15 protein-coding genes are annotated in these 11,828 nt (G+C 69.8%); 7 read left to right on the top strand and 8 right to left on the bottom strand.

Going from position 1 to position 11,828, the window contains the following annotated elements; genetic code table 11:
• Window position 1 precedes the first annotated feature (1 nt).
• Window positions 2–217 carry a DUF397 domain-containing protein gene (locus tag ACGF8B_RS02125; RefSeq protein WP_392733922.1) on the top strand — a complete coding sequence of 72 codons (216 nt, stop codon included), beginning with the start codon at window positions 2–4 and terminating at the stop codon, window positions 215–217.
• A 97-nt stretch (window positions 218–314) separates the two neighbouring features.
• Here the strand turns inward: ACGF8B_RS02125 and ACGF8B_RS02120 are convergent, their stop codons facing one another.
• On the bottom strand, window positions 315–1,166 hold the full coding sequence (locus ACGF8B_RS02120; protein WP_392733920.1) for a DUF5753 domain-containing protein: 852 nt from the start codon (window positions 1,164–1,166) through the stop codon (window positions 315–317).
• A gap of 10 nt (window positions 1,167–1,176) precedes the next feature.
• Window positions 1,177–1,929, bottom strand: a complete 753-nt coding sequence (locus tag ACGF8B_RS02115) for a DUF6879 family protein (protein WP_392733918.1) — start codon at window positions 1,927–1,929, stop codon at window positions 1,177–1,179.
• 333 nt (window positions 1,930–2,262) lie between these two features.
• Here ACGF8B_RS02115 and ACGF8B_RS02110 point away from each other — a divergent pair, with 333 nt between their 5' ends.
• The 3 genes from ACGF8B_RS02110 to ACGF8B_RS02100 all read left to right on the top strand — a co-directional run bounded on the left by ACGF8B_RS02110 (window position 2,263) and on the right by ACGF8B_RS02100 (window position 3,602).
• Complete coding sequence (locus ACGF8B_RS02110) at window positions 2,263–2,472, top strand: hypothetical protein (RefSeq protein WP_392733916.1); 210 nt, start codon at window positions 2,263–2,265, stop codon at window positions 2,470–2,472.
• 163 nt (window positions 2,473–2,635) lie between these two features.
• Complete coding sequence (locus ACGF8B_RS02105; protein ID WP_392733914.1) at window positions 2,636–2,764, top strand: hypothetical protein; 129 nt, start codon at window positions 2,636–2,638, stop codon at window positions 2,762–2,764.
• A 79-nt stretch (window positions 2,765–2,843) separates the two neighbouring features.
• On the top strand, window positions 2,844–3,602 hold the full coding sequence (locus ACGF8B_RS02100; protein WP_392733912.1) for a hypothetical protein: 759 nt from the start codon (window positions 2,844–2,846) through the stop codon (window positions 3,600–3,602).
• A 132-nt stretch (window positions 3,603–3,734) separates the two neighbouring features.
• On the opposite strand, the gene ACGF8B_RS02095 is transcribed toward ACGF8B_RS02100, so the two are convergent.
• From ACGF8B_RS02095 to ACGF8B_RS02080, 4 genes are all read right to left on the bottom strand, one after another.
• Window positions 3,735–4,538 (bottom strand): thioesterase family protein, encoded by an 804-nt coding sequence (locus ACGF8B_RS02095; RefSeq protein WP_392733910.1) that lies wholly within the window; start codon window positions 4,536–4,538, stop codon window positions 3,735–3,737.
• Between the two features lie 263 nt (window positions 4,539–4,801).
• Entirely contained in the window at window positions 4,802–5,941 is a 1,140-nt protein-coding gene (locus ACGF8B_RS02090) for a Fic family protein (protein ID WP_392733908.1), read from the bottom strand.
• Between the two features lie 55 nt (window positions 5,942–5,996).
• Window positions 5,997–6,395 carry a VOC family protein gene (locus ACGF8B_RS02085; RefSeq protein WP_392733906.1) on the bottom strand — a complete coding sequence of 133 codons (399 nt, stop codon included), beginning with the start codon at window positions 6,393–6,395 and terminating at the stop codon, window positions 5,997–5,999.
• A gap of 215 nt (window positions 6,396–6,610) precedes the next feature.
• Entirely contained in the window at window positions 6,611–6,748 is a 138-nt protein-coding gene (locus ACGF8B_RS02080; RefSeq protein ID WP_164495278.1) for a DUF6126 family protein, read from the bottom strand.
• Between the two features lie 167 nt (window positions 6,749–6,915).
• Between ACGF8B_RS02080 and ACGF8B_RS02075 the strand changes: the two genes are divergently transcribed.
• The 3 genes from ACGF8B_RS02075 (at window position 6,916) to ACGF8B_RS02065 (ending at window position 9,239) form a co-directional block, all read left to right on the top strand.
• Complete coding sequence (locus ACGF8B_RS02075) at window positions 6,916–8,016, top strand: LLM class flavin-dependent oxidoreductase (protein ID WP_392733904.1); 1,101 nt, start codon at window positions 6,916–6,918, stop codon at window positions 8,014–8,016.
• 5 nt (window positions 8,017–8,021) lie between these two features.
• Window positions 8,022–8,693 (top strand): FMN reductase, encoded by a 672-nt coding sequence (locus ACGF8B_RS02070; protein WP_392733902.1) that lies wholly within the window; start codon window positions 8,022–8,024, stop codon window positions 8,691–8,693.
• Between the two features lie 120 nt (window positions 8,694–8,813).
• The gene (locus tag ACGF8B_RS02065; protein WP_266919125.1) at window positions 8,814–9,239 is read left to right on the top strand and encodes a universal stress protein; all 426 of its coding nucleotides are present in this window, start codon (window positions 8,814–8,816) and stop codon (window positions 9,237–9,239) included.
• Window positions 9,240–9,340: 101 nt separating this feature from the next.
• Here the strand turns inward: ACGF8B_RS02065 and ACGF8B_RS02060 are convergent, their stop codons facing one another.
• Entirely contained in the window at window positions 9,341–11,053 is a 1,713-nt protein-coding gene (locus tag ACGF8B_RS02060; RefSeq protein WP_392733900.1) for a hypothetical protein, read from the bottom strand.
• Window positions 11,028–11,816, bottom strand: coding sequence for a hypothetical protein (locus ACGF8B_RS02055; RefSeq protein ID WP_392733897.1), 789 nt, complete (start codon window positions 11,814–11,816; stop codon window positions 11,028–11,030). The genes ACGF8B_RS02060 and ACGF8B_RS02055 overlap by 26 nt, the downstream gene beginning before the upstream one ends.
• Between the last annotated feature and the right edge of the window lie 12 nt (window positions 11,817–11,828).

Genomic DNA, 11,828 nt, shown 5'->3' with positions numbered 1-11,828 from the left:
GGTGTTGAGAGTGCAGCACGATCCCACGCAGCTCATATGGCGAAAGAGCAGCTACAGCAGCGGCAACGGGCAGTGCCTTGAGGTCTGCGACGGTCTCCAGGGCGTCACGCCCGTGCGAGACAGCAAGAGCAGTCGCGGACCCTTGCTCGTCTTCCGCGACGGCAGCTGGTCAGCGTTCCTGACCGCACTGAAGGCAGGCTCCTTCTCCGAGTCTTAGCCCAACCCGTCAGCCCTTCCTCTCGATCCCGAACCAATTGCGGATGCCCTCGAACTGGCGCTGCAGCCGGGCAGGGGCGCCTTCGTGCGTACAGGGGTTACCGCGACCACGACGAGCGCTGCGCGCGGCTGATCAAGCTCTGCGCGTCGGCCCCGTACACGGCGGACTCGCGCAGCGCGTGCCACACCCGCAGGTAGGTGGCCACGCTGTCGGCATCGTCGAGCCATATTTCGGCGTGCCAGTCCTCGGCGATGACGAGCCTGTCGTCAAGGACCCAGAACCCGTTCGCGGCCGGGACCCTCAGCGTCGCCCCGAGTGGAACGACTCCCAACTCGACCGTGTCCATACCCACCATGCCCATGAGCCGGTCGAGCTGCGCAGCGAGGACGGGCGGCGGACAGACCAGCGCGTGGAGGGCGGCCTCCCACACCAGGGCACGGAGTTTGCGCCCGGTCTCGTACAGCCACTCCTGGCGCTGCATGCGGGCCCTTACCGCCTCATCGGCGTCACGGGCCGTGCCGTGCAGATCGGAGTACCGCAGGAACATCGCGCGGGCGTAGTCGGCGGTCTGAAGCATGCCGGGAATCACGGACTCTTCCCACGCGTGGATGACGTGGGAGCGGCCGACCTCAAGGTTCCACGTGTCCTGGACGGGCTTGTGCCCTGAGGCGAGCTGTCGGCGCCACGACCTGATGTGTAACTCGAACCCTCGCAGGCGGGCGGTCAGTTCCTCAGCCACGTCCGGCCGGCCGACCGCTTCGGCCCATACCCGCAGATCTTCGCTTGTTGCGGTCTGGCGGCCACCCTCCAGCTTGTAAATTTTGGAGTGCGGCCACCCGAGCCTCTGTGCGAGCCGAGTACCGGTGAGCCGGCCGCCCGGCGCTGCGAGCCGTAGCTCTCGCAGGCGGAGACCGAGGGATTCTCGCGCCTGCTGGTAGTCCGTGCTCACCGGTCCTGGGTCAGCCCTTCATGTCGAACCGCGCCGCGAACTCGTCGGCCGCGACGGACGCGTGGACGGCGGCGTCCCGAGCCTGGCAGTACCGCAGCACGGAGGCCGGCTCGGTGATGATCTCGACGTCGCCGAGGACGTCATCGTCGTCGAAGCGGAGGACGGCGACGAGTCGACTGTCGAAGATCCAGAAGTCCTGAGCCGGAAGGTGCACCGCCTCGGCGTCCTCGCGCCACAAGTTCCGGGCGTCCTCGCCTGTCGCCGCGTTGCAGCGGGCGTAGCTCAGCAGGAAGAGCTGTCCCACAGTCGGCGGGTTGTCGACGACGCGGACACGGCCGACGTACTTCCCGGCCGACGTCTGCCGCCGGATGTTCTGGCACCACTCGCTGTCCAGGTCCATCGGTGCCTCGCCGGTCGCGAGGAAGGCTGCGTATCCCTCGTCTTCTCGGTCGGAGGCGTAACCGCGGCGGGTTTCCAGGTGCCAGGCCGAATGCTCGAAGTGGTGGAAGAACTTTCCGAACTCTTCCGGGCCGATCAGCTTGGACACGCGGTCCATCTCTTTCGGTCCGTGGTTGACAAGGAGTTCGCGTGGAACCACCACCGCCACGTCGTCGGGGCCGAAGTGCTGAAGCTGAGCGAGGTCCTCGGGCTCGGCGAGGGGTGCTCCCTGGACAATGATCTCTCCGGAGTCGAGGTCATCATGAATCGCCGGGCATCCACCGTTCTTACTGTCCGTGCCGTTGAACCGCAGCCGTCGTGCCATGTCGTCTCCCAGGGACGGGGATGGTTGCCACCAGCATCACCGCCCATACAGCCTCTCTTCTACATCGTGACGTCCCTCTCGCGAGACCACACAAGAACATTCGACCGGCCTCCGAGAACATTCGAGAACATTGCCTGGCCTGCCCCAACAGGCCACTTCTACTGTCCCGTTCATGACCCAAAGACCCGAGTTGTACGAAGCTGTGGGCGTCGATGCTGTGGGCGTCGATCCATTCACCACCGTGGAAACCCTCCGGGCGGCTGACCGATCCGCCGTGCTTGGAGCAGCCATCGGCATGAGGACGGTGCGCCGGCGCCAGCCTGGGGAGATCGGATGACCGGCCCCGATGACCCCAGTGAGTTGCCGCCCGTGGCCACGCTCTCGCGGGAGCAGCAGCGCGGTGTGCGCTGCGTGTGGTGCTCAGCAGCTCTGTCGGCGCGCACCGCCGTGAACTTGGGCGCACGCGAGATCGCCGTCTTCGGCAGCACCGTTCAGTGGTTTCCCCGTTGCTGCATCACCTGCCGCGACTGCCACCCGAAGTGAATTCCTTCCAGGGTTCCGCCCTCGCCCCAAGGCCCCGCACCAATGGCGAGGGCGGCTGAGGTCCCGCCCCCGGGATGTCCGGCAAGACCGTCCGGGGGCGGGCTGCAAGTGCACGGCAGGGCAGGGAATCCGCCCTGTCCTGGTGACTTGAGGAGGCGACAGCGTGACCTTCAAAGAAGCACTGACGCGCCAGGCAACCGTATCGGGCGGGGACAACGGGGGCCACGGGTCGGACGACACCGACATCGAGGACGGCGACGGCAACGGGGGTAGCGGCTCACCCGACCACTGATCACCGGCGACCGATCAACGGCAGAAGCAGGTCCCCGGTTCCGGCCGGGGACCTCACCCGCTCGAAAGAGACTCCGCGCATGAATCTCCTGGTCGTCGACTGGGATTTCTTCTTTCCCACCCCGGCCGCCGGTGGCCCCCGGGGCCCGCACGACGAACTCTTCAACTGGCCGGTGACCGAGGACGAGTTCCACACGGAAACCATCTGGGAGGCCAGACTCCGGGACTTCCGGGCTGCGGGGATCGACCTGCCGCAGGTGGAGGGATGGCAGGGCTTCTGGGAGCGCTTCACCTTCGCTCCCGGCACGTCCCTCACGTACGCCGACAGCAACGCGTGGGCGGCTCACCTCTGGCCGTCCGACCTCGGAGCGCAAGCGCCCGCCTGGGATTCGGTCCACCTGTACGACGCCCACCACGATGCCGGGTACCGGACGAACCACGACAGCTTCGACGCCTGGAAGGAATCCGGCGACGGCATCCGGTGCGAGAACTGGATGCTCGCCCATGCGTGGGCGGGCTCGGATCTCCATGTCCACTTCCCGCCCTGGCGCGAGTCGCCGGCCCGACCACCGGAATCCCCGCTCGTTCCCGTCACGATGACCATCGACGACGGCACGCCCCCGGCCGTGTCGTTCGATCTGGTCTTCGTCTGCCGGTCGGGGGCCTGGGTGCCGCCTTGGGCGGACGGAGCGTTCAGCGAATTCCTGCGGAGCGCCCCGATGCCGCGAACCGCCTTCCACCGCAACCGCTGGGTTCATCCACGCCCCGACCCGGCACGCATGGCGGACATGAAGGCCGCGCTGTACCGCAAGGCCGAGGAGATCGCCCGCGACAGCTGAGAGAGGCCATGCGCCTTTCGGCGGCATTTCGGCAGCGCCGGCTCGCCCCCGGTACGCGAGCCGGCGCTGTGGCGGCGGCGTCAGGGCCTGCCTGAGCAGGCACTTCGCCGCGCAACGGCCGTGAATAGCGGTTCAGTCGCCGGACAACGGGCGGACAGTGAGGATCTGTTCGGCGTGGCCGACGGGTCCTCGGACGTCATGCAGGACGCTGCTGGTGAGTCCCTGTCCCGACGGCCCGAACGTGGTGGTGGTGTCCAGTCCGGTCCACGGTCCTTCCGGCTGTCTGTGCAGGTGGATCGTCAGGTCGAGGTTGGGGAACATCCACGCGGTGGGGTCCTGCTGTACGGCGATGCCGTTCGCGATGTCCACCAGCGCGATGTACGAGGCGAGGGAGCTGATCTCCTCGCCCGCGACCAGGCCGAGGGGCGAGGACACCCAGGCCCCCGTGCGTCCGGTGCGGAGCTGAGGCGTTCGACGGACGTCCACGGACGAGACGAAGCCTCCGTCCCACCTCTCGCTCATCGCCCAGGGAATGAGGTCCTCGGGAGCGGGGAGGCGCTCGTGGGGACTGTCGGCGACGGCGGAGGTGTCCAGGGACGCCAGCAGCCAGGCACGGGCGCGGACGACCGGACGGCCGCCGATGGTCACGGTCGCTTCGAGGAGTTCGATGGTCCGGCCGGGACGAACGGTCTCGACGGTGATCTCGCACTCGTCGAGGGCGATGCGGCCGAGGATGTCGTAGCTGATCCTGGCGAGCACGAGGTTCCCCGGCCGCGTCGCGAGGTGCCGTTCGAGGGCGTGCGCGACGAGCCCGGCCAGCGGGCTGAAGTGCTGTTCGTCGGTGCTCCACGCGCCCCCGGCGTGAGCCGTTGGCTTGTAGGAGTGTTCGCCCGTCCGCTCGTAGTAGCTCTCGCGCGCGGCGACGCCTGTGGTCACGGGATCCGTCTCCTTGAACAGGGCAGGTGATGCACGGAACAGCTGCATCTACCACGCATCGTAGGGAGCGCAGCCCCCGCCGGGCACCGTGATCTCACGCACAGGCGGTCGGGCGGGACGACGGACCGTCCGCACTGCTTCACCGCTTCCGCGGGCCGATGCCTGTTCGGAGGGGTCCGGGCTGCGGAACGGGACCGAGAACGCCCGTGGCACCCGGGAGAGGCTCGGCGGCCGTGGGCGGGAGAGGCTGCGGCGCCACGAGATCACAGGGCATACGGGTCGCTGATGGTGTGCCGCCGGTGCGCCGTGGCCAGCACCCGTTCCGGGAACCGCGGTCCGGCGACGTAGTGGCGGCCTTTTGTCCGGCCCACGGCCGTCAGCAACCGCGCCTTGGTGAGTGCCTGCAGATCGCGCGTGGCCTGCTGCGTGTTGATCGACTCCGCCTTCTCGTAGCGGCTGCGCCGCACCCGGCCGACCATGGCCACCTCGTGCAAAGCGGTGACCTGCCGCTCCGTGACTCCGTGTGTGCCTGTCTCCTCCATCAGCTGCACCCAGCAGTCGTTGGAACGGTCGACACGGCGTTGCACGCGCTGGGTCTGCTGGTGGTAGGCGAGCAGGTTGAACTTGATCCAGGGCAAGGTGTGGCGCTCCGGCGACCAGACCGGTCCTCCGACCTCTCGCAGCACCTTGTAGTACTCCCAGGTGTTACCCGGCATGCCCAGCCATTCCTCGATCGAGGAGAACTCGGAGGCGAGCACACCACCACGTGCGATGAGAAGGGTCTGCAGCGAGCGGGACATACGGCCGTTGCCGTCGGACCATGGGTGGATCTTCACCAGGTTCAGATGGGCCATGGCAGCACGGAGCAGCACATGACTGTCCAGGTCGCCTTCGTTGAGCCAGTCCACGAGCTCGCTCATGAGACCAGGAACCCGATCCTGGTCGGGGCCCTCGTAATCGGTGGCGAGCTCGTCTCCCGGCGCGGTGATACGGATCGAGGTCCTGCGCCACTGCCCGGCGAGCTCGCGGGGGTGGTGATGCCCCTGGAGCATCCAGTGCAGACTGTTGAGGAGTTCCTTGTTGTATCGGAAGTCGGTCACATCGTGCAGTGACTGGATATACGTCATGGCCTGTTGGCAGGCCAGCGTCTCCGCCTTGTTCTCGTCACTGGCCTCGACCTCGCGCTCGCCGTCCATCAGGTCGGCGACATCCACGGCATCGACGCGGTAGCCCTCGATCGTGTTGGACGCCGCGATGGCACTGGCCGTCAGGGCCTTGCGCAGATCGAGAGTCCACTTCATCGGAGCCTGCTGCACCGCGTTCCGCAGCTGTTCGCGCAGGGCGTTGATCTGCTCCAGGACCCGAAGGTCGGACGAATCCAGGCGTTGCATCTCATACAGCATGGCGCAATGATACCCAGTGACTATCATTCCATCGGGTCGCGCCCACGCCACGCTGTCAGGAGTTGCTCCACCCGCGCCGGCACAGGACGAGCCGGTAGCCGTCCGGGTCCGCCACGGTGACGCCCCACTCGTTCCAGTACGGGTTCGGCGACGCGACCCGTCGGCCGCCGTGTTCCTCCAGGCGGTCCACCAGTTCCTGGGGGACGGGGCCGTCCAGGTAGAGGACGAGCAGGTCCTCCTCGGTGGGGCGGGGTTCGCCGCCGTGGACGAGTTCCAGGTGCCAGGGGGCGTCCGGGTGGCCCATCATCAAGAGGTCGTGGGTACCGGGCTCCCGCTCCGCCTCGGCGCGCCACAGCACGTCCAGCCCGAGGCCGTCCGCCCAGAACCGTTCGGCGGCGGCCAGGTCGCGGGACGGCCGGGCGATGCGGATGTGGGTCTGTCCCGTGAACGGCACGGCGGGCCTCCTGCCTGGCGGCGGGAGCGCCCTGTGCGCACCCGGGCCCGCAGCGTAGGCGGGCGGGGTTCTCGTCCGCATCGGTCACGGGGCGCACCGCTCTCCGCCGTCCGTCCTACGACTGCCCCGGGATCTCGCCGAACGCCTCTCTCCAGCCCTACGCCGGGACGGTGCCGTCCATGTCCCCCGCACCCACCCCTGCCCCGCTCACTTCACTACTTCTTCGCGTGCTCGCCGACGTAGAACAGGATCCAGATGAAACCGGCGAAGAGGTGTGTGGCGAAGACGTAGACGAATACGCGCAGCGCCACGCCGCGCTCCTTCCAGCGCTCGCTCTCGCTTCCCTCGCTCACTGTCCCGCCTTTGCCGGGCGCGGGCCGTTTCTGGTCCCGCGCATCCCGTCCAGCGTACGCAGTGCCCCGGAGCGCCCCTCGTGGAATAGGTCAGGGTGGTGCTCCGTTGTAGGGTGTGTTCACATAGTTCAACGTTCAACAACACTAGGTTTCTGGAGGCGGGCGCCATGCAGTTCGGGATCTTCACCGTCGGGGATGTCACCACCGACCCGACGACCGGCCGGACGCCGAGCGAGCACGAGCGGATCAAGGCCACGATCGCCATCGCCCTGAAGGCGGAGGAGGTCGGCCTGGACGTCTTCGCCACCGGCGAGCACCACAACCCGCCCTTCGTGCCGTCCTCGCCGACGACCACGCTCGGCTACATCGCCGCCCGCACCGAGAACCTGATCCTGTCCACGTCCACCACGCTGATCACCACCAACGACCCGGTGAAGATCGCCGAGGACTACGCGACGCTCCAGCACCTCGCGGACGGCCGCGTCGACCTGATGATGGGCCGCGGCAACACCGGCCCGGTCTACCCCTGGTTCGGCAAGGACATCCGGCAGGGCATCCCGCTCGCCATCGAGAACTACGCCCTGCTGCACAAGCTGTGGCGCGAGGACGTCGTCGACTGGGAGGGCAAGTTCCGTACGCCGCTCCAGTCCTTCACCGCGACCCCGCGCCCGCTGGACGGCGTCCCGCCGTTCGTCTGGCACGGCTCGATCCGCTCGCCGGAGATCGCCGAGCAGGCCGCGTACTACGGCGACGGCTTCTTCCACAACAACATCTTCTGGCCCATCGAGCACACCAAGAAGATGGTGAACCTGTACCGGCAGCGGTACGCGCACTACGGGCACGGCACCGCCGAACAGGCCATCGTCGGCCTCGGCGGCCAGGTGTTCATGCGGAAGAACTCGCAGGACGCGGTACGGGAGTTCCGCCCGTACTTCGACAACGCGCCGGTCTACGGGCACGGACCCTCGATGGAGGACTTCACCGAGCAGACCCCGCTGACCGTCGGCTCCCCGCAGGAGGTCATCGAGCGGACCCTGTCCTTCCGGGACGCCGTCGGCGACTACCAGCGCCAGCTGTTCCTGATGGACCACGCGGGACTGCCGCTGAAGACGGTCCTGGAGCAGCTCGACATCCTCGGCGAGGAGGTCGTCCCGGTGCTGCGCAAGGAGTTCGCCGCGCTGCGCCCGGCCGGGGTCCCGGACTCCGCGCCCGTCCACCCGGCCGTCGCCGCCCGCACCGCCACCCCCGCCGCCACGAAGGAGGGCTGATCACCGTGTCCACCACGTCCGGTGTTTTCGCGACCGAACCGCTGCGCATCGTCGCCGTCTCGGCCGGGCTGAGCAGCCCGTCCTCGACCCGGCTGCTGGCCGAGCGGCTGGCCGGCGCCGCCCGTGAGCGGCTGCTGGCCGAGCAGGACCGCGCGGTCGAGGTCCGGGTGATCGAACTGCGCGACCTGGCCGTCGACATCGCCAACCACCTGGTCACCGGGTTCCCGCCGGCCGCCCTGGACGGGGCGATCAAGGAGGTGACGGAGGCGGACGGCCTGATCGCCGTCTCGCCCGTGTTCACCGCGTCGTACAGCGGGCTGTTCAAGTCGTTCTTCGACCTGATCGACAACACGGCGCTGACCGGCAAGCCGGTCGTCGTCGCGGCGACCGGCGGCACCGCCCGCCACTCGCTGGTCCTGGAGCACGCGATGCGCCCGCTCTTCGCCTATCTGCGGGCCACCGTCGTACCGACGTCCGTGTACGCGGCCTCGGAGGACTGGGGCTCGTCCGGCGACGAGTACACCGACGGGCTGCCCTCCCGCATCCGGCGGGCGGGCGGCGAGCTGGCGACCATGATCACGGGCGGCCGGGCGGCCTCCGGGGCGCGGCGGACCCTCGGGCTGGACGACGAGGTGGTGCCGTTCGAGCAGCAGCTCGCCGACCTTCGCCTGGACTGAGGCCCTGCCGCTCGAAGCTCTGTCCGGTTTGATTAGAGTTGGAGCGAAAGATGCGCCGTGCGAGGTTTTCGATACGTACGGCGCCTCTGCGCACTGAGCCGAACCGAGCTGGAGGCAGAGATGGGCAGGATCGTGGTGGGCGTGGACGGCTCCGAGTCGTCGATCAAGGCGCTGCACTGGGCCGTACGCCAGGCGGAGCTGACCGGTGACACGGTGGAGGCGGTCAACAGCTGGGAGTACCCCGCGACGAGCTGGGCGTCGATGATGCCCGGCATGCCGGAGGACTTCGACCCGCAGGCCCTGGCGACCGTGGCCCTCACCGAGACGCTGGAGGAGGCCCTGGGCGCCGAGGGGGCCGCGGCGGTCAGCAAGATCGTGGTCATCGGCAACCCGGCCCAGTCCCTGCTGGACCGCGCCAAGGGGGCGAACCTGCTCGTGGTGGGGGCGCGCGGCTACAGCGGCTTCAAGGCGACCCTGCTCGGCTCGGTCAGCCTCCACGTCACCCAGCACGCGCCGTGCCCGGTGACCGTCGTACGCGACGCGTGATCGACCGTCGCCCTGCCCGGTGACGGTCGTACGCGACGCGTGATCGACCGGGCATGACACGGGAGCGGGCCCGCACACGGTCGTGCGGGCCCGCGCCCGTGTCATGAGCCCGGACGGACCGGAGGCCGGGGACGGCGCGGCAGCAGCGGCCAGGTGGCGGAGAGCTTCATCGCCGCCTCGGTCACCGCGGGATCACTCGACCGCTCCATCGCCCCCTGCAAAAAGGCATGGGCCGCCGCCTCGTACAGATCGTCCGTGGCCCGGACCCGGGCGTCCACGGCCTCCTGGCGCCGGGCCGAACGGTCCGATGCCGTCCGGGCGAGCGAGCGGGCCCGGTCGGCGCCTGCACGGGCCTCCTCCCGCTGCCGGAACCTGTTGGCCCGGCGTTCCAGCGCCGCTCGGTACGCGTCCAGGTAGGGGTGCTCCCTGAGCAGCCCCAGCAGGAAACCGATGCCGCCGGACAGGAAGAGCAGGGCCACGAACATCCAGGTGATGGTGTGCGGGGTCAGATGGAGGTTGTCCACCAACGTCCGCCGTACGCCGAGGCCCTCCGCACCGTTGAAATCACTGACATTCCCCGGGACGTCGACGCTGTCGGGGTGCTGGAGCACCAGCTTGGCCCGCAGATCGCCCAGGGCCCAGCCGGAGAACCCCCAGACGCCCATGAGGGCCAGCGCCGGCAGGACGGCGGCCTTGATCGATCCGGTCGCCGCGCGGCTGCGCACGGTCCGCCCCGCGAGGTGCGGCAGGAGCACCATCAGCACGGCGGTGGAGATCGCCAGGGTGCCGGACAGGACGTCGCTGCCCGCGCTGCCCTTGCCGTGGAAGGGCTGGAAGGCGATCCAGTAGATCGGGATCTCGACCGCAGCGATGGCCAGGAGCATGGCCCAGGTCAGCCACGCGGGCATGCCCGGACGTTCGGGCATGCCCTCCCAGCCCGGATCGGGCGGCGGGACCAGGCCGCCGAGGGGCTGCGGCTCCGGCTCCTCCCCCGGAGCGGCGCCCCGGCCGGCGGGCGGCCGGCGGGTGTCCGGCTCCCCGGTGGGGTCGATCGACTGCCAGTCGTCGTCGGCCGGGCCGGCATCCGGGCCGGCGTCCGGGGCGGCGTCCGGCGCCTGCGCGGGCCCGCTCCGCCCGTCGGGATCCTGGCCGGCCCGGCCCCCGGGCGGAGCCCCGGCCGGGCGGGAGAGCGCACCGCCGTCCCGGCCCGCCTCCGCGTCGGGGAACCTGGCCTGGATCCAGCGGAGTTCGACCCGCTCCCGGACACTGTCCCGGAACCTCTCCCACCGCACCGCCCGGGCCGCGAGCCGGTTCAACTCCCGCCAGGACGACCGGACCTGGTCGTCGGCCTCCCGCAACAGCTCGTCCCGCAGCCGGCTCTCCACCTCGGCCGCTTCCACGTCCGCCCTGGCACGATCGTCCCGAAGCAGCTCCGCCGCCTCCACGTCCGCCGCCTGCTCCCACAGCTTCTCCTGCAACACGTCGCGTACGGAGGCGAGTTCGGCGAAATAGGGCACCCTGCCCCCGCTGTCGAGCACCCAGGGGTCGAGCGCGCCCGACCGGGCGGCCCGGCCACGCACGGCGAACCGGCCGCGGCCCACGACCGCCCCGGCCCCGCGCTTGCGGGCGCCCTCGATCAGGCGGCGCTGCTGCCGGTCCGTCAGTACCAGCGGGCGGCGCCGGGGCCCCGCCTCCGGTTCCGCCGACCGGCGGTCCGCGTCCCGGCGTCCGGTCGCGGCACGCAGCGGCCCCGGAACCCTGAGGCGCCGACGGCGCGGCTCCTCGGGATCACTTCCGGTAGTCGTCGTGGACATGCGCCTTCGCCCTCCCGCTCAGGATCTCGGACCAGAACGCGTCGAACAGCCGGTACTCGCTCGGCTTCGCGTCGTGGCTCATGCCGTAGCCGACGGGGTAGACGTCCATCCCGGCGATTCCCGGTACGCCCCGGTCGCCGAGCAGGGTGTCGACGGCCCGCTCCCGGGTCTCCTCCGTCTCGATCTCGCGCACCCTGAGCGTGAACTCCCTGTCGGCCTGCTCGAAGTCGCTCACCACCAGCAGACTCGGCGTCCCCTTCCCGGACGGGACGGCGCCACCGATTCGCGCCAGGGCCCCGAGCACGTCCGAACCCCCTTGCGTACGGGCGCACTTCAGCATGGTGAGCGCGCCCTGGGCCGCCTGGAGCCGCGCCGACCTGCGCATGCTGTCGCGGTCGGACATCTCGTCCCCCGGCGGGTCGAGATCGATGTCCCCGACCCGGCAGGAGGAGGTCTGTGAAGAGCGGGTGACCGGGGCGAACGACAGCGTTCCGCAGTGCCGTTCGGTCAGGAAGGGGACGAGCGTGGCCTTGAGCTTGGCCTCGGCGTCGAAGCCCCGGCCGCCGGCCGCGCCGGAACCCGAACCGTCGACGACCAGCCCGCACGGTGTGCGGAGATCGCCGTCCTCGGTGGACGAGGAACAGCCGGCGAGGGCCGCGAGAGACGCGGCGAGCGCCAGGGCCGGGACGGTGCGCCGGAAGCGGCCGGACCGGCGCGGCACCCCGGTCGCGGACGAACGGCCGGGCGGGTGGGGCACGTTCATGGCTCTCTCCGT

It is taken from the genome of Streptomyces sp. NPDC047917, assembly GCF_043204345.1.
Taxonomy (GTDB): Bacteria; Actinomycetota; Actinomycetes; order Streptomycetales; family Streptomycetaceae; genus Streptomyces; species Streptomyces sanglieri.
Note: the sequence above shows the minus strand (reverse complement) of the source record. Positions and strands in the feature narration are given on the sequence as shown.